Here is a 16407-nt window from a genome sequence, read left to right on the forward strand (position 1 = left end):
AACGCAATACCTGTGGGAGCGAGCCTGCTCGCGAAAGCGGTTTCCCAGACAAATATTCATCCACTGCACCACCGCCATCGCTGGCAAGCCAGCTCCCACAAGGTTTAACGTCGTTCACAAGATTTGTGCACGCCGCGAAAACTGTGGGAGCTGGCTTGCCAGCGATAGCGGAGTGTCAGACAACGAATCTGTTCAATGACAGACCGCTTTCGCGAGCAGGCTCGCTCCCACAGGGACTTGCGCCAATTTGCGGTTTTTACTCCACGCAACTACTGCCAAAAGCCCAACAACGCTAATCTGACCGACACTTCACTCAACACCCGGGAGCCTCGTCGGTATGGAACTTCATGTCGTGATCAACGGCCGCAAGGATCTTGCCGGTCAGTTGTATCAGCAGCTGCGCGCGGCGATTGAATCCGGGCGGTTGGCGGCGGGTACGCAGTTGCCGCCGAGCCGCTTGCTGGCCGAGCAATTGGGCATTTCGCGCAAGACCATTTCCGACACTTATGCGCAGCTGACCTACGAAAACTTCCTCACCGGCGTGATCGGCAAAGGCACCTACGTCAACGCCCGACCGGCGCAGGTGCAGCGCAAGCAGAGCCACACCGAGCTGGCCAGTGCCGAGGTGATCGAGAGCTGGCGCAATCTGCCGGTGTTCCTCCGTCACCCGACGCTGCAAGGTTCGCTGCGCTACGACTTCATCGGCGGCGCCACCAGCAAAGGCCAGTTCCCCCACGACGACTGGCGCCGCTGCGTCGCCCACGCGATGCGGCAGATGGCGCAGTCGAAAGGTTTCTACAGCGTCGCCGAAGGCTTGCCGGCGCTGCGCAATGCGATCGCTCGGCACATCGCGTTTTCCCGTGGCATCAACTGTCAGGACGAGGACATCGTCGTATGCAACGGCGCGCAGCAGGCGCTGGACCTGATTGCCCGCGTATTGACCCGTCCCGGCAGTCTGGTGGCCATGGAAGACCCCGGCTATCCGCCCGCGCGCTTGTTGTTCGGCACGCATGGCGCGGAGGTGGTCGGGGTGCCGGTGGATGCCGAGGGCATTCAGGTCGAGCACATTCCCGATGGCACCCGGCTCATCTATGTGACGCCATCGCATCAGTTTCCGCTGGGCATGGCGATGAGTCAGGCGCGCCGCGAGGCCCTGCTTGCCCGTGCCCACGAGCTCGGCGCGATCATCATCGAAGACGATTACGACAGTGAATTCCGCTACGAAGGCCGGCCTACGGATTCGCTGTACAACCTCGATCAGCGCGGCATCGTCGCCTACGTCGGCACCTTCTCGAAAACCCTGCTGCCGGAGTTGCGCCTGGGCTACGCGATGCTGCCGCCGTCGATCATCGAGGCGGTGATCCGCGCCAAACAGCTCACCGATCTGCACGCCTCGACTCTGCCGCAATGGGCGCTGGCCAAGTTCATCGCCGAGGGTTGCCTGCTCAAGCACATCCGCCGCTGCCACACGATCTACACGCAACGCCGCGAACGCATCCTGGAGCGCATGGCGACTGACCTTGCACCGTGGCTGCAAGCCGTGCCGGCCAGCGCCGGGTTTCACATGGCGGTGTTCTGCAAGGTGCCGATCGATTTGCCGTTGGTCATCGAGCTGGCGAAAAAGGTCGAGGTCGGTCTCTATGCGATCAGTGGTTTCTACTACCAGCAGCCGGCGAAAGAAGGCCTTTACTTCGGTTTCGGCGCCATCGAAACCCTCGACATCGACATTGCCCTCGATCGCTTGCGCGACATCCTCGAGCAGCTGTCATGAGCCGTTGGTATAAGGCTTTTACCGCCGATTGGTTATTGGTGATTCATGGCGGCAGGCCTATTCTGCACAGGCGTTATCCCTCAGTGAGCAGGATTCGTCCGGCCTGATTCAGGAGTGTGAGCAATGTCCAACGAAGTGATCAACACGGTTCAGGTGAAGGCTGTTGCGGGCCGCTCGGAAGAGCTTGGCAAGCAATTGCAGAAGATCGTCGATACCCTGCGCGAAACTCCGGGCTGCGATTCCTACCTGGTCGACCGCTGCCCCGAGGACAGCCACCGCTGGACGGTCAGCGCGCGCTGGCAGTCGGAAGCGGCGATGCAGGCACATTTCAACCGGCCCGAGGCGCAGGGGTTTATCGACCTGATCGATAGCCGCCTGGCCAATAGCGTCGATTTCAACAGCTTTCCTATCGTCTAAAAGCAAGATCAAAAGATCGCAGCCTTCGGCAGCTCCTACTCTGGAATGCGTTCCCCTGTAGGAGCTGCCGAAGGCTGCGATCTTTGCTTTTGAACCAGAATTGGTCACCTGATCTTCGCGAATATTGGCCGTTTGAACCGGCCACATTGCGGCCTACTGTGAGCACACCCCCACCATCACAGGTAACCCGCCATGAAAGCCCTGCACCTCGTCGCCGCCGCCCTCGCCTTCAGCCTTTCCGCATCGGCGATGGCTCACGACCCATCCGAAAAAATCACCGTCCTGCAGGAACAACTGCTGAAAAACGCCCCCGGCAAGAAAGCCATGATGATCGAAGTCGACTACCAGCCCGGGCAATCCTCGATCGCCCATAAGCACGAAGGCACGGCGATGGCTTACGTGCTCGACGGCGAGGTGATTTCCCAAGTCAAAGGCGAACAGGCGATCACTTACAAAAAGGGCCAGTTCTGGTACGAGCCGGCCGGCTCCGAGCATCTGGTGTCGAAAAACGCCAGCTCAACCAAGCCTGCCAGGTTGCTGGTGTTCATGGTGATGGCCCCGAACGAGCAGGTGCTGATCCCGCTGGAAAACTGATGGCTGCCTGATCACATTTGGAATGCGATCAACCGTGGGAGCGAGCCTGCTCGCGAAGGCGCCAGACCACACACCACAAAAACCCTCAGACATTAAATCCCCGGCAAGACAGGCCATCCCGTCTTCCAAATCCACAATCATCCGCCGCTGTCCACTGTCAGGTCTGACAGTGGACAGCGCGACCGAAAGCTCCCCAAATACCAGCACTGCGTTGATTTGCCGGTCCCTATCGACTGATCGCTTTACGCAAAAACAGCGTATTCGAGGAGCAGACCATGACTGAAGTAAAAGACACCGCTGTGCATAATCTGGACCCCACTTTCGGCCCCGATAAAAATGGCCTCACCTGGTTTAAATATCCCGATCAGGAAAACGGCTTCGCCAACGCAGTTGCCGTCGCGGCGGACGGCAAGCTGCTGATCGCCGCAAGTCCGGGCAACAAGTTCGCCATTGTGCGATTGAAGCCTGATGGCACACAGGACACTTCGTTTGCCCGGGATGGCGTGGCCAGCGGGGTTTTCGCTCCGGGCTATAAATCCACGGGTGGCAGCATCAGCATCCTCAAGAACGGAAATCTGTTGCTTCAGGGTGCCTTTTATCTACACGAATACGCACAGCCACAACGCTGCCTGGCAATGTTTCGCAATGACGGAACGCCCGAGACCGCATTTGGCGTCAACGGCGTAGTCTTCGTTGATCCGATTCCGGTGCCCGCGCTCACGTCGTCCGAGATCGAACTTGGGCAAAAACGCACTACGGCATCCGATTACAGTGGCCATGCCATTGAACTGGACGACGGAAAACTGATGGTGTTGAGCAACCATCGATATTCCCCCAATGACCAATGCGGTCTTTTGATCAGACTGCAAAGCAACGGGGCTCTGGACACTGCGTTTGGCCAGGGAAAGGGTTACGTCGTGATTCGATACCTGGCCAACTTCACGTGGGCTGGCTCACTAATCCGGCTCCAGGACGGCAAATTCGCCATCGCAGGTTACGTTTCACGTGAAAACCGCTACCGCGCAATGATCGCCCTCTTCGACGCCACAGGTAAGCCTGTCAGCAGCTTTGGCGATAACGGTTTTGCCCTGTTCGACCGCCTGGACAAGCTCAGTCAGATCAACCAACTGGTCGAAATGCCTGGTGGCAACATCCTTGGCATCGGTAGCGCCACCTCGAAGGATTTTGTTCACCAGGGCGTCCTGGTTTGTGTCGACAGGAACGGGAAATACGCCATCGACTTCAATGAAGGGAGGCCAGTCCTGACGTCCTATCCAAAAGCCCTTTTCGGCATCCAATGGACTGCTGGCACGCTGAGGGACGGACACATCGTCGTGCTTTCCAGCACCCACGGCGAACAAGACTCGGAAATCGTCATTGCCCAGTTCAAATCGGACGGCTATCCAGATAGCGATTTTGCCGACGACGGTGTGCTGGTCATCAATCTGACCGCCGTGCTCGACATGGCGGGAGGCCTTGCCATTCAGGACAATCAGATTGTCGTAGCCGGAACATCCCTGCCCCGTACGGACGGCGTCGGTAGCTTCGCCTTTCGCTGCGCCGATACGTTCTGAATGACAGACAAGAAAAAGCCCCGCCTCTTTCGAGAGCGGGGCTTCTTCATTCAGCCACTACTTACGCCAGTTCAAGCTCGGCATTCGCAGTCACCGCAGGCACGATTGCTTGCCCGCTCAACGCCAGATCCAGCAGTTCACGGTTGGCCACCGCGTACATGGCGTAGTCCGTACCGCTCGCAGCACGGATTTCCACCAGCATGGCGCGCCAGCGTTCGATCATGCTTTCGTGCTGGGCCATCCACAGCGCCAGGCGTGCTTCCACGTCCTGCGAGCCGTCGCCCTGTTGCAGGACGGAGATGGTGATCGCCCGTTGCTGCCAGTCGACGTCATCACGGAACGCTTCACGGGCCAGAGCCTGCCAGTTGTTTTCAACCGGCAGAGCGCTGATCTGTTGCAGGTACCAGGTGATGTCCAGTGCAGAGCCGACGGCGAAGTAAGCCTTGGCCACTTCGGCCGGGTTCTGCCCGGTGACGTCTGCGGCTTCGATGATCGGCAGCAGCGTGTACAGGTGCGAAGTACCCGCAACCATTCGCGCCAGCAATTCCGGCACACCGGCTTCGACGTACGCCTGATAGCGCGACTGCCAGTTCTCGCGGATTTCGCCGCTGAGCAGTTCGTCGAGTTTCAGACCCAGTTCTTTCAGGTGCGGACCGAAATGCGCGACGTCACGGGCAGCGTTCTGCTCGTTGCGGCGGGCACGCAGGAACCAGCGCGTGGCGCGACGACCCAGACGCATCAGCTCGTCCATCAGCTCCAGCTGCACGTCAGCGGAAACCTGATAGTCCAGCGCTTCGATCTGACGGAACCAGTGCGGGAGGTGGAAGATGTCGCGCACGATCACGTAAGCGCCAGCCACGTTCGCCGGGCTCATGCCGGTCGACTCTTTGAGTCGCTGCACGAAGGTGATGCCCATGTGGTTGACCAGATCGTTGGCGATCTGCGTGCTGACGATCTCGCGCTTCAGACGGTGGCGACGCATGGCTTCGGAGAACTTGCTGACCAGGGTCGGCGGGAACGCCGTTTCCATGTCGCGGGTCAGGTAGTCGTCGTCCGGCACCAGCGAGCCCAGCAGTTGCTCTTTGAGGTCGATCTTGCTGTAGGAAATCAGCACCGACAGCTCAGGACGGGTCAGGCCGTGGCCCTCAGCGACGCGCTCGGTCAGTTGCTCTTCGGTCGGCAGGAACTCGATGGCACGGTCCAGCTTGCCACGGCCTTCCAGATCGCTCATCAGACGCTTGTACTCAGCGATGCGCGCGTAGGCACGGCGCGCCGCCAGGGACAGGGCCTGAGTCTGCTTGTAGTTGTTGCCCAGCACCAGATTGCCGACTTCGTCGGTCATGCTCGCCAGCAACTGGTTGCGTTGCTTGTCGGTCATGTCACCGGCCTGAACCACTTCGTTCAGCAGGATCTTGATGTTCACTTCGTGGTCGGAGCAGTCCACGCCACCGGCGTTGTCGATGAAGTCGGTGTTGGAACCGCCGCCATTGAGACCGAATTCCACACGACCCAGTTGGGTCATGCCGAGGTTACCGCCCTCGCCCACGACTTTGCAGCGCAGCTCGTTGCCGTTGACGCGCAGTGCATCGTTGGCCTTGTCGCCGACATCGGCGTGGCTTTCGGTGCTGGCCTTGACGTAGGTGCCGATGCCGCCGTTCCACAACAGATCCACAGGCGCCTTGAGCAAGGCATTGAGCAGTTCGGTCGGGGTCAGCTTGTCAGCCTGGATGTCGAAGCGTTCTTTCATCTGCGGCGAGATCGCGATGCTCTTAGCGCTGCGCGAGAAGATACCGCCACCTTCGGACATGATGCTGGTGTCGTAGTCGGTCCAGGCCGAACGCGGCAGGTCGAACAGACGCTGACGCTCGACGAAGCTGGTCGCCGGGTTCGGGTTAGGATCGATGAAGATGTGCATGTGGTTGAATGCCGCGACCAGTTGCAGCTTGTCGGACATCAACAGGCCGTTACCGAACACGTCGCCGGCCATGTCGCCGACACCAACCACGGTGATGCTGTCTTCCTGGACATTGATGCCGCGCTCGCGGAAGTGGCGCTGTACGCCGACCCACGCGCCCTTGGCGGTGATGCCCATTTTCTTGTGGTCGTAACCGGCCGAACCACCGGACGCAAACGCGTCACCCAGCCAGAAGCCGTAGTCGATGGCGATGCCGTTGGCGATGTCGGAGAAGGTCGCAGTGCCCTTGTCCGCCGCGACCACCAGGTACGGGTCATCATCGTCATGACGCACGACGTTGACCGGCGGCACCAGGGCGCCGTCCTTCAGGTTGTCGGTGATGTCCAACAGGCCGGAAATGAAGATGCGGTAGCAGGCGATGCCCTCGGCCGCGATTTCGTCTCGGCTGCCGCCCAGTGGCAGACGACGCGGCAGGAAGCCGCCCTTCGCGCCCACCGGCACGATGACCGAGTTCTTCACTTGCTGGGCTTTTACCAGGCCGAGCACTTCGGTGCGGAAGTCTTCTTCACGGTCGGACCAGCGCAGGCCACCACGAGCGACGTTGCCGAAGCGCAGATGCACGCCTTCGACGCGTGGCGAGTAAACGAAGATTTCAAACTTCGGCACTGGCTTTGGCAGCTCAGGGATCGCATGCGGGTTGAACTTGAAGCTGAAGTACGACTTGTTCTGGCCGTTGGCATCCGTCTGATAGAAGTTGGTGCGCAGGGTGGCTTTGATCAGGTCGAGGTAACGACGCAGGATGCGGTCTTCGTTGAGCACCTGAACATCGTCCAGTGCAGTCAGAATCGCTTGTTCCAGACGCAGTTGCTTGTCTTCCAGATCGTCGCTGCCGAGCTTGCGCGCCAGGTAGAAACGGGTCTTGAACAACCGGGTCAGTTCGCGAGCGATGTCGGTGTGGTTGTTCAAAGTGCTGGCGATGTAACCCAGATCGAAGCCCAGACGAATCTGCTTCAGGTAGCGGGCGTAGGCACGCAGCAGCGCCACGTCGCGCCATGGCAGACCGGCGGTCAGCACCAGACGGTTGAACGCATCGTTCTCGGCATCGCCGCGCACGATGTGCACGAACGCGTCCTGCAGGGTGTCGTTGAGTTGCTGGATGTCGAGGTCGAGACCTTCAGCGGCGGTGAATGCGAAATCGTGAATCCAGAATTCGCGGCCGTTGGTGTGGCGCAGGCGATACGGGAATTCACCCAGTACGCGCAGGCCGAGGTTTTCCAGAATCGGCAGGACGTCGGACAGCGCCAGCGGCGTGTCGGCGTGATACAGCTTGCAATGCAGCTCGCGCTGGCCGGAGACCTGACCGAGCGGCTGATAGAAGCTCATCACCAGCGGATTTTTTTCGTTGAGGCTCAGCAGGTGCTGCATGTCGACCACGGCCGAATGCGCGGCAAAACGCTCGCGGTAACCGGCCGGGAAGCCTTTCGGGAAGTCGGCCAGCACGTTGGTGCCGTGGGCTTCGCCGAAGCTTTCGACGGTCAGTGCGGCGTAATCGTCCTGCCAGCTGCGGCACGCTTGTACGACTTCTTTTTCCAGCAGCAGCGGGTCGATGTCGAGACGGTTCTTCGGATCGACGCGCAGGATCAACTGCACGCGGGCCAGCACGGATTCCGAGAAGAAGGTCCAGAACTCGCAATCGGACGCCTTCAGGCGCTCCATCAGCACTTGCTGGATCTTCTGGCGCACTTCGGTGGAATAAATGTCGCGCGGCACGTAGGCCAGGCAGTAGCAGAAGCGACCGTACGGGTCTTTGCGCAGGAACACGCGGATCTTGTTGCGTTCCTGGATCTGCACGATCGACATCACGGTGGTGAACAGTTCGTCGACCGGGGTCTGGAACAGGTCGTCACGCGGCAGCACTTCGAGGACCTGTGCCAGTTCCTTGCCCAGGTGAGCCTTGGACTGGAAGCCGGAGCGGCGCTCGATTTCTTCGACCTTGCGGCGGATGAACGGGATGACCCGCACGCTCTCGCCGTACACCGACGAGGTGTACAGGCCCATGAAGCGGTGTTCCTTGATGACTTTGCCGTCGGCGTCGATTTCACGGATCGACACGTAGTCCGGGTAAGCCGGACGGTGCACACGGCTCGGGTGCGCAGCCTTGGCGAACGACAGCAGGGTCGGTTCGCGCAGGTAGGACACGGCGTAGTCTTCGATGCGCAGGTCTTCGTAGGTCAGGCCGGTGCGCAGCAGTTTGGTCAGGCCGAGGAAGGAATTCCGGTCGTACTCGATGTGGCCGCCATCGGCTTGATCGGTAACCACGAACTCTTCGTAGCCGAGGAAGGTGAAGTGGTTGCCCACCAGCCATTCCAGGAAGCTCTTGATTTCGTTCTTTTCGTCGGCATCGACCGGATAGGCGCTGTTGTCGAGCTGGGTGAGGATGTCCTGCACCTTGGCTTTCATCGGCTCGAAATCAGCGACGGCGACGCGCACTTCACCGAGCACCTGCTCAAGCTCTTTGCTCAGCACGTTCAGTTCGGCCGCGTTGGCGCAACGGTCGATTTCCAGGTACATCAGCGATTCGTGCAGCACGCCTTCGCCGGTGCTGCCTTTTGGCAGGATTTCCAGCAATTCGCCCTTGCTGCCACGACGCACGCTGAGCACGGTGGTCTGCAGGGTATGAATGCTGTAGCCGCGACGGTTCAGCTCGGTACGCACCGAGTCGACCAGAAATGGCAGGTCGTGGTGCAGCACTTCGACCGCGGTGTGGGTCGACTGCCAGCCGTGGCGTTCGTAATCGGGGTTGTAGACACGCACTTGCGGTTGCGCGTGATCGAAGCGCTCAAGCAGGCGCCACGCAGAGAGAGTACAGCCAGCGAGGTCGGAGAGGCGACGTTGAGTCAGCTCGTCCAGGGAAATGATGCCGAAGAATTGTTCAGCGAACAGCGCCACTTGTGGCAGTGCCTGTTCACTGATGTGCTGCGCCAGTGCCGCTTGCAGTTGGTGCTGGAAGTCGGCTTTGCTGGCTGCGGTGAAGAACGCCATCTGTGGTACTCCGCTTAAGCTTGTTATTGATGGAAAGCGTCGCGTGCAACACCCCTTTCGGGGCTGGTGTCGCCCTGTTCCTGATTCTCGGGCAGAGGAAACAGGGAGACAGGTGGGTGAAGCTGGACGGGACACTCAGGTCACATTCACCTTCCATGAATGAGCATCTGCAAAAGCGACTGCCAGCACTGCCGACAATGCCTTTACGGGTGCTCATCCGTTGCGCAGCTTAATGGGTGCGACAATGTGTCTGCTTGCGGTGCTGCGACATATTCGGTCATTGGCACGTAAATGCAGGGTTTGGCCTGCATCAACACTAGCAGGCGTGAGCTGAAATGCAGGCTCGATACCCCGGTTTCACGGGACTTTCGTGCCAGGACAATCCTTGGGAACGTTACATATCCGGAAACGAAAACGCCCAAGGCCCTGTTATCGACCCTGAGCGTGGCATCCGGTTCAGCGCTGGCGGTTGACGCGGATCAGTCCGGCAGTTCCTCAAAGGCTCTGAATTTGCTCACCGTGGCGCAGTCGTAGCACATCGTCTGCAGGATCTGCTTGTCCATGCTGGCGTCAATGTTGCTCGAATCGCATTCGCGGCAGAACAGGCGCAGATTGCCCAGCAAGTCGCTGTCGAACGCTACGGCGCTGAAGAATTGCGGAACCAGTTCGTCGCGCCAGTACATGCCCGGCGACTTTGAGAATCCGGCGCCGCTGTCCTTCAGCACTACGTCGTAAAGCAGTCGCTGCAAGGCTGTCTGCGGCACCCGCGCATCACGATGGCCGTTCTTGCGCCAGTTACGGACGAGCGCGTCCTGCGCCGTGCCCAGCATGTTGCGCGGAATGGTGTTGGAGGCGTGACTGCGCCCTTTGGAATTGCCGGTGGCATAAAAGTGCGCGGCGTTTCGTACCGCCAAGCGGGCGAAGTAATACAACTGACTCACCGAGAAGTCCTGCAACAACTGCCCGACCACCTCATCGGCACGGGCTTCGGCCGTGAAGGCGAAATCCACCTCACTGGCCAGCACACGAATGTATTGAAGCGACTCTTCGCGGGCGAGACTGAAGACCAGCGAATAGATTTCGCTCTTCCAGGCAGCCTTTACGCTGCCCGACAATTCCTGATACAGCGCCAGATACAGATTCTCTCGGTTACTGCGCGCCGCGCCATCCAGCGTGACGTTGGGCAGCCAGCGCACGGCGCTGTACTCGCGAATACTGCAACCCTCGCTGCGATCGAAGGCGTTGATATCGGATTCGGTGGAAACCGCCAGCACCCCGGCTTCGTGCAGGTCTTTGAGCAACTCTTCCCGCGCCTCGAAGGTCAGGGCGAGCAGCTCCTCTCGGGATGGCGCGTTCAACGGCGCAATCCATTCAACGTTTGCGCCGTAGCCATCATCGAGCAAGGCAAGCAACGTCAACTTCTGCACAAAGCCCAGATTGGCGTAAGGCACTGCAGGGAGTTGCGCGCCATATCTGGCCTGCAACTCCAGACGGTCCCGCGCTGCCCGGGCGGCCAGTTGCTGCTGGCGAACCTTGAAACATTCTGTGCAGTTGCACGCTGCGTGGCGGCCATTGGCGCCGGGGACACTGTGCTGGTGCTCACAGCGGACGCATTTGAATGCACTGCGCAACGAAAGCGGAGTTCCCCTGGCGTAGCGGCGCATCCACATCGGCAGTTCACAGTAAGGACAGGTGAGGTCTGTGCTGACGATCGGTGGCAGAACTTTTAGCAGACTGCGCACCGTGGAAGGAATCTGGAATTGCGCCATCAGCTGCGAAGTTTTCTCACCTTCCAGATAGCGCTTGTAGATCTCCTCGATCTGTTCGTCAGACAGGTGGCGAATTTCTTCGGCGCGTTCGAAATATTGAGTCATGGCAAAGGTCCTTTTTCGGGGTTTTGGTAACGCACTCCGTTGCGCAAGAGCGGCGAAACTAACGGCAAAACGGTGGCGATCACAAGCGAAAAATCGCAATTTCGGGTGGATTTTGCGCATCCGGTAATTGCCTTACGCTGGCGTCGGATTTTCCCTTCTCGCTACTCGGAACCGGGCGACGGAAATGTCCTGCTTTGCGACTTTTTGCCGATGCAGGCAGCGCGAACGAGCAGAGACTGGCAAAATCGCGCCTTCGAACAGATTCACCGCCGCCACTGCCCAGGATTTCACCCATGCAAATGACCACCGCCCTACTGATCGTCAACCCGTGCGACGACGAAGAAGACAACATGGCCATGCTCTGCTGCCACAGCGACAAGGGTGAGATGTTCCTGATGAGCCGTTATCCGGATGAGGATGAGCTGGAGATCACCCTGGATGGCGAGCCGTCGACGCTTGACGGCGTGAAGGTCACGCTGACGTCGGAACTGCTGAAGATCGAGATTGCTGCGGCGGATGCCGATGCGTTGAATGGGGATGATGTGCTGGAGATCGCTTTCAACCCGGATATGGTGGATATGGAAGAGGTTGTTGAGACCTTGAAGAATATTCTCGATGGGACAGGAACTTTTGTAATTAATCTGGAATAACCAGGTCGGCTCGCATGACAAGATAAATGACGACGGCATTTGATCGCCCCTTATGCCATCGTCATTAATTCCACGCTGATCGATACCTCTACAAGCTCTAAACACCTGAAAACCATAATTCGCGCTAATTTTCCGCATAGAACGCCGCTGTGTTTAACAGCACGAAGTTCGATCCTACTACTCCTCAAGAAGTGCCCTACGCAATCATCGGAAGCCGTCTGATTGCGGGCCCACCCCTCCCTTGTTATTACTCGTTGCGCTTGCAAAAAAACATGCAAGCTCGGCGCACAAAAAAGTGCCGACAACGTGATATTCAATGGAGTCATATGTAATGGGTAGAAAACGTTCTGAAATAAACACCTTCGAGGATTTGCCTTATGGCTCGGGCCACTTTGAAGGTTTCCTGGCGACGGAACTGGACTTCTTCGCCTCACTGACCCGCTGACTCGGCCTCCCGATCAGCCAATCCTGAAAATGCCGAAAGTCGATCTTTCGGCATTCAAGCCTACGAGGCTCACCATGTCAGAGCGTGAGATTTCATCCAGCGAAGCGTTTGTCCGAATAAACAATGTTATCCAGACACTGGGTTTGAAAGCGCGAGTGCGCTATGTCGATGACGGTAATCTGGTCGCTACTGCCGAACTCTATAACGAATACGACACGCTGATTGAATCAGGCGCAGGCAAAGGTCCCGACGCGCTTGTAGGTGCACTTGCTGAAAGCCTTGAGCACTACGCGATGTTTCACGCCGAGCCGCCATTTTGCACAACGCTTGGTTGCAGTGACATCGCTTCGCAGAACGGGGTCGAGTCGGACGGCATTTACAAGTCTGCGAAAAAACATCGAGCCTCTACAGTGTCTGCAGCTTGCAGCACTCGACGGCTGCGCCGGGCTTTTTGTGCCATGCGCCCTGCTGTATCCGGTCAAAGATGAACGTAAAACAACGAGTCAACCGACGCGCTTTTTAAATCGCTACGCCTCTAACTCAGGAACTGCTTTCGGCTGCACGAAATCAGAAGCACTGCTGCACGGTACCCTGGAACTGATTGAGCGACACCTGTTGTCCCGGTTTTTCATGGCCGTCTGCAGACTGATACCTGCGATAGATCTCTACTCACCGTCGGCGCCCCTGCTTGCGCAAGCCCTGTTCAACAACTCATACGCGCTACGGGCTGCCGAAGCTTTGCAGATCATCATTATCAAAGACGAGTCAGAAGTTTATCTGGCGGTTGCATTCCCACGAACCGGCCCCGGCGACCGACATATATCCGCAATCGGCTCCGGCTGTTCTTTGGACATATTTATCGCCATCCAAAGAGCGGTAACGGAGCAATTCCAATCAAACGCCTTATACGACGCCAACGATGAAATCGCGGACCGAAAGGTACTTGATGTGCTTTGTCAATCCGAGAAACTGAAACAGCTGATAGACTTTGCACCCGTTAAAAACTTGAAACTCAATACCCTGGCGCCGCCAAAAAGCCTGCTTGCACTCTCTGTTCCTGAACAACTTGCCTTGCTCCGAAAAAACCTGAGCGGTATGAACAAAGTCCTATTTTTCAGAACAGTCATGGAGTACCCGGGGACCAACGTAGTTACCCAGACTTATATCCCGGGTCTCGACCGATTCAACATAATCAGAAATGGCCAACCCGTAGCTCTTCAGCACATTTTGCTCGGCACCAGGAGCACGCCAACGGCGTGATCCAAAACGACCACAGGCCCATACTCATGCAGACATTTATAAGAACAGCCTGCGAGAAACATCGACTCCTGCTGGTGATGACAATAGGCGCGACCATCACCCTGAAAATCCTGGCCCTGGCCCCTCCTTTGTTATTGGGCAAGATCGTCGATTCACTAAACGATGCCGATCACACAACGCTGCGTACGCTGCTTTTTTTCACCGCAGCTTTTACGCTGGCCGGTTGCATTCAGTCGATGACCACCCCCCTGCAAACGCTGCTGCTCTCAAAGCTCGTCCAGCGAATTGTCATGGATGCTTCCATCAATTGGATGGCGCGGTTGATGGGCAAGGATTTTTCCCAGTTTGGCACGTGGCGAGTAGGACACTTCATCAAGTCGGTCGAGCGCGGAATCACTGCCCACGAACAGTTGCTGATGTTCTTCGTCACTACGGGTTTTCCCCTGTGCCTGGAATTTCTTATTGTGGCCGGCGCATTCTGGTATATGGGCGGAGCCTGGGTTTTCTGCGCGCTAGCTGGCCTCGGTGGCTGTTATCTCTATGCAACTCACCGGATCATTCGATGGCGCAGAAAACACATCGATGCTGTTAATGACCAGGAGGATGAGCTGAGTGCAACCTTGGTCAATACTTTGAGGGCTGGTAAATCGATAAAACTGGAACGCGCCGAACGCACGGCCCTGCAACTCTTGAACCGAGCGTTTGAGCGCTACGCCAATGCTGCGGTGACCGTAGCAGGCTCGGGCGGACTGTTGAGCGCGGCGAAGATTTTGTTTATCAGCCTGTCCACCGGCGGTTTGTTGGCTTGGGGAGTCATGGATCAGACGTCCGGACAAGCAAGTATCAGCGTCGGTCAGTTGGTGGCCATTTCCTCTATTGCTGGTACGTTCCTGTTGAATGTATCGGCGCTGACCGAAGGCTATCGGGTGCTGGATCAATTTTCGGCTGATCAACGGCGACTCAAAGAATTACTTGCAACTGCTGACTTCGATAACGATCGCCGCAATGACTCTGATGCGTTGCATAACCTATCAACATTACGGCTCGAGCCCTGCGAGATCACCCATAACGGTGTTGCGCAGCTATCAATTGCCAGCCAGATCAGCTTCCGACAGGGCCAATCCGTTGCGATCATCGGGCCCAGCGGCGCTGGCAAATCGACGTTACTCGAAGCGCTGGCAGGACTGGATTTTTCGGTGCGGCCCCGGCTGTTCATCGACGAGCTGTGCATAGATCGCTTAAATGCTCGCGTTCATCTGGAAACGGTGCGTTACAGCCCCCAGTCTCCGCAGTTCCTGGAAGGAAGTTTTGAACAGTCCGTACTTTTCGGTGTTGAGCAGTCGAAAACATTGAACGAGGCAATTCAATGCCTCCAGCTTGATGAAATCATTGGCCGAGGTCACATCGCTGAAAACGCCACCAATATCTCCGGAGGTGAAGCGAAGCGGCTTTCGTTGCTGCGACTTCTGAATCGACCGGGCAAATTCAATCTGTTTGATGAGCCGAGTGCTTCGATTGAACCGAAACTCGCTACACCAGTGTGGGATTTGCTATTCAAGACATTCGCTGGACAGGGCCTTATATGTGTCACCCATGATGTTGAACATCTCCATCGTTTTGACCGCGTGCTCGTCATGCAGCAAGGCGCCATCGTTGATGAAGGCAAATGGTTCGAACTGCTTGAGCGCCCCGCCATCAAGGTCATATTGCACAGCTTGCACACGCAGACCTGAATCGCAAAAACGTCCAGAAACGGCCCCACGCAGTGCAAACGAGGGCCGATACTGACAAATCGCGCAAATGCCGTTAGTCGCCGCCCCCCACGATGGATTAAAGTAACGCCCCCAGCCCCGGCGTTATCCGAACGCCCCGGCCACCCCCTTTCCAGGAACAGTCACCGATGGAACATCGTGAAGCGCTGCTGGCGCTGCGAACCTTTCTTTCAACGCAGATTCTCGGCCAGGAAAAACTCATCGAGCGTTTGCTCATCGCCCTGCTCGCCGACGGCCACATGCTGGTTGAAGGCGCTCCCGGTCTGGCCAAGACCAAAGCGATCAAAGAACTCGCCGAGGGCATCGAAGCCCAGTTCCATCGAATTCAGTTCACCCCCGACCTGCTGCCGGCCGACATCACCGGCACCGAAATCTACCGTCCGGAAACCGGCAGCTTCGTCTTCCAGCAAGGGCCGATCTTTCACAACCTTGTGCTGGCGGACGAAATCAACCGTGCGCCGGCCAAGGTGCAATCGGCCTTGCTCGAAGCGATGGCCGAGCGTCAGGTCAGCGTCGGGCGCAGCACCTATGAGCTGTCGCCGCTGTTTCTGGTGATGGCCACGCAGAACCCGATCGAACAGGAAGGCACCTATCCGCTGCCGGAAGCCCAGCTCGACCGTTTCCTCATGCACGTCAAGATCGGCTTCCCTGACGCAGCCGTCGAACGGCGCATCCTGCAACAGGCGCGCGGCGAGGCGTTGAACGGCGAGACCAAGCCCGAGCGTCGGGTCAGCCAGCAGGCGATCTTCGCCGCGCGCAAGGAAATCCTTGGTTTGTACATGGCCGACGCCGTGGAGGAATACCTGGTGCAACTGGTCATGGCCACGCGCAACCCGGCCAAGTTCGATCCGGAAATGGCCGAGTGGATCGCTTACGGCGCCAGTCCGCGCGGCTCGATCGCCCTCGATCGCTGCGCCCGCGCCCACGCCTGGCTGGCCGGTCGCGACTTCGTCAGCCCGGAAGACATTCAGGCCGTGCTGTTCGACGTGTTGCGCCACCGCATCATTCTGTCGTTCGAAGCCGAAGCCGCTGGCATCGATCAGGATCGCGTGGTGCAGCGGATTCTCGACGTCGTCGCCGTCGCTTGACCCCC

The 16407-nt window shown here is 58.1% G+C and carries 12 protein-coding genes; 9 read left to right on the forward strand and 3 right to left on the reverse strand.

The genetic code is table 11. The features are described 5' to 3' along the window. The first annotated feature begins 337 nt into the window (after window positions 1–337). The 4 genes from AB9L16_RS14330 to AB9L16_RS14345 all read left to right on the forward strand — a co-directional run bounded on the left by AB9L16_RS14330 (window position 338) and on the right by AB9L16_RS14345 (window position 4356). The gene (locus AB9L16_RS14330; protein ID WP_375122287.1) at window positions 338–1771 is read left to right on the forward strand and encodes a PLP-dependent aminotransferase family protein; all 1434 of its coding nucleotides are present in this window, start codon (window positions 338–340) and stop codon (window positions 1769–1771) included. Window positions 1772–1894: 123 nt separating this feature from the next. Then, entirely contained in the window at window positions 1895–2188 is a 294-nt protein-coding gene (locus tag AB9L16_RS14335) for an antibiotic biosynthesis monooxygenase family protein (protein WP_064363423.1), read from the forward strand. A 192-nt stretch (window positions 2189–2380) separates the two neighbouring features. Then, window positions 2381–2782, forward strand: coding sequence for a cupin domain-containing protein (locus tag AB9L16_RS14340; protein WP_375122288.1), 402 nt, complete (start codon window positions 2381–2383; stop codon window positions 2780–2782). A 275-nt stretch (window positions 2783–3057) separates the two neighbouring features. Then, entirely contained in the window at window positions 3058–4356 is a 1299-nt protein-coding gene (locus tag AB9L16_RS14345; protein WP_375122289.1) for a hypothetical protein, read from the forward strand. A gap of 61 nt (window positions 4357–4417) precedes the next feature. On the opposite strand, the gene AB9L16_RS14350 is transcribed toward AB9L16_RS14345, so the two are convergent. The 3 genes from AB9L16_RS14350 to AB9L16_RS14360 all read right to left on the reverse strand — a co-directional run bounded on the left by AB9L16_RS14350 (window position 4418) and on the right by AB9L16_RS14360 (window position 11482). After that, window positions 4418–9313 carry an NAD-glutamate dehydrogenase gene (locus tag AB9L16_RS14350; RefSeq protein WP_041480093.1) on the reverse strand — a complete coding sequence of 1632 codons (4896 nt, stop codon included), beginning with the start codon at window positions 9311–9313 and terminating at the stop codon, window positions 4418–4420. A 479-nt stretch (window positions 9314–9792) separates the two neighbouring features. Then, on the reverse strand, window positions 9793–11187 hold the full coding sequence (locus tag AB9L16_RS14355) for a hypothetical protein (protein ID WP_252876434.1): 1395 nt from the start codon (window positions 11185–11187) through the stop codon (window positions 9793–9795). A gap of 79 nt (window positions 11188–11266) precedes the next feature. Continuing rightward, window positions 11267–11482, reverse strand: coding sequence for a hypothetical protein (locus AB9L16_RS14360; RefSeq protein WP_252876435.1), 216 nt, complete (start codon window positions 11480–11482; stop codon window positions 11267–11269). Between AB9L16_RS14360 and AB9L16_RS14365 the strand changes: the two genes are divergently transcribed. From AB9L16_RS14365 to AB9L16_RS14385, 5 genes are all read left to right on the forward strand, one after another. Next, entirely contained in the window at window positions 11481–11837 is a 357-nt protein-coding gene (locus AB9L16_RS14365; protein WP_056789468.1) for a hypothetical protein, read from the forward strand. The two genes, AB9L16_RS14360 and AB9L16_RS14365, sit on opposite strands and share 2 nt — an antisense overlap. 519 nt (window positions 11838–12356) lie before the next feature. Beyond that, window positions 12357–12770 carry a hypothetical protein gene (locus tag AB9L16_RS14370; RefSeq protein ID WP_375122290.1) on the forward strand — a complete coding sequence of 138 codons (414 nt, stop codon included), beginning with the start codon at window positions 12357–12359 and terminating at the stop codon, window positions 12768–12770. Continuing rightward, window positions 12736–13542, forward strand: a complete 807-nt coding sequence (locus AB9L16_RS14375; protein WP_375122291.1) for a YcaO-like family protein — start codon at window positions 12736–12738, stop codon at window positions 13540–13542. The genes AB9L16_RS14370 and AB9L16_RS14375 overlap by 35 nt, the downstream gene beginning before the upstream one ends. A gap of 26 nt (window positions 13543–13568) precedes the next feature. Then, the gene (locus tag AB9L16_RS14380; protein ID WP_095180311.1) at window positions 13569–15275 is read left to right on the forward strand and encodes an ATP-binding cassette domain-containing protein; all 1707 of its coding nucleotides are present in this window, start codon (window positions 13569–13571) and stop codon (window positions 15273–15275) included. 167 nt (window positions 15276–15442) lie between these two features. After that, window positions 15443–16402, forward strand: a complete 960-nt coding sequence (locus tag AB9L16_RS14385) for a MoxR family ATPase (RefSeq protein ID WP_007913915.1) — start codon at window positions 15443–15445, stop codon at window positions 16400–16402. The last annotated feature ends 5 nt before the right edge of the window (window positions 16403–16407 follow it).

The organism is Pseudomonas sp. LW8, from assembly GCF_041956865.1.
Taxonomy (GTDB): domain Bacteria; phylum Pseudomonadota; class Gammaproteobacteria; order Pseudomonadales; family Pseudomonadaceae; genus Aquipseudomonas; species Aquipseudomonas siliginis.

Coding starts and splice junctions, on each gene's coding strand:
- AB9L16_RS14345 (WP_375122289.1), top strand. CDS start 3,058: ATGACTGAAGTAAAAGACACCGCTGTGCATAATCTGGACCCCACTTTC.
- AB9L16_RS14330 (WP_375122287.1), top strand. CDS start 338: ATGGAACTTCATGTCGTGATCAACGGCCGCAAGGATCTTGCCGGTCAG.
- AB9L16_RS14340 (WP_375122288.1), top strand. CDS start 2,381: ATGAAAGCCCTGCACCTCGTCGCCGCCGCCCTCGCCTTCAGCCTTTCC.
- AB9L16_RS14385 (WP_007913915.1), top strand. CDS start 15,443: ATGGAACATCGTGAAGCGCTGCTGGCGCTGCGAACCTTTCTTTCAACG.
- AB9L16_RS14335 (WP_064363423.1), top strand. CDS start 1,895: ATGTCCAACGAAGTGATCAACACGGTTCAGGTGAAGGCTGTTGCGGGC.
- AB9L16_RS14355 (WP_252876434.1), bottom strand. CDS start 11,187: ATGACTCAATATTTCGAACGCGCCGAAGAAATTCGCCACCTGTCTGAC.
- AB9L16_RS14380 (WP_095180311.1), top strand. CDS start 13,569: ATGCAGACATTTATAAGAACAGCCTGCGAGAAACATCGACTCCTGCTG.
- AB9L16_RS14370 (WP_375122290.1), top strand. CDS start 12,357: ATGTCAGAGCGTGAGATTTCATCCAGCGAAGCGTTTGTCCGAATAAAC.
- AB9L16_RS14360 (WP_252876435.1), bottom strand. CDS start 11,482: ATGGGTGAAATCCTGGGCAGTGGCGGCGGTGAATCTGTTCGAAGGCGC.
- AB9L16_RS14365 (WP_056789468.1), top strand. CDS start 11,481: ATGCAAATGACCACCGCCCTACTGATCGTCAACCCGTGCGACGACGAA.
- AB9L16_RS14350 (WP_041480093.1), bottom strand. CDS start 9,313: ATGGCGTTCTTCACCGCAGCCAGCAAAGCCGACTTCCAGCACCAACTG.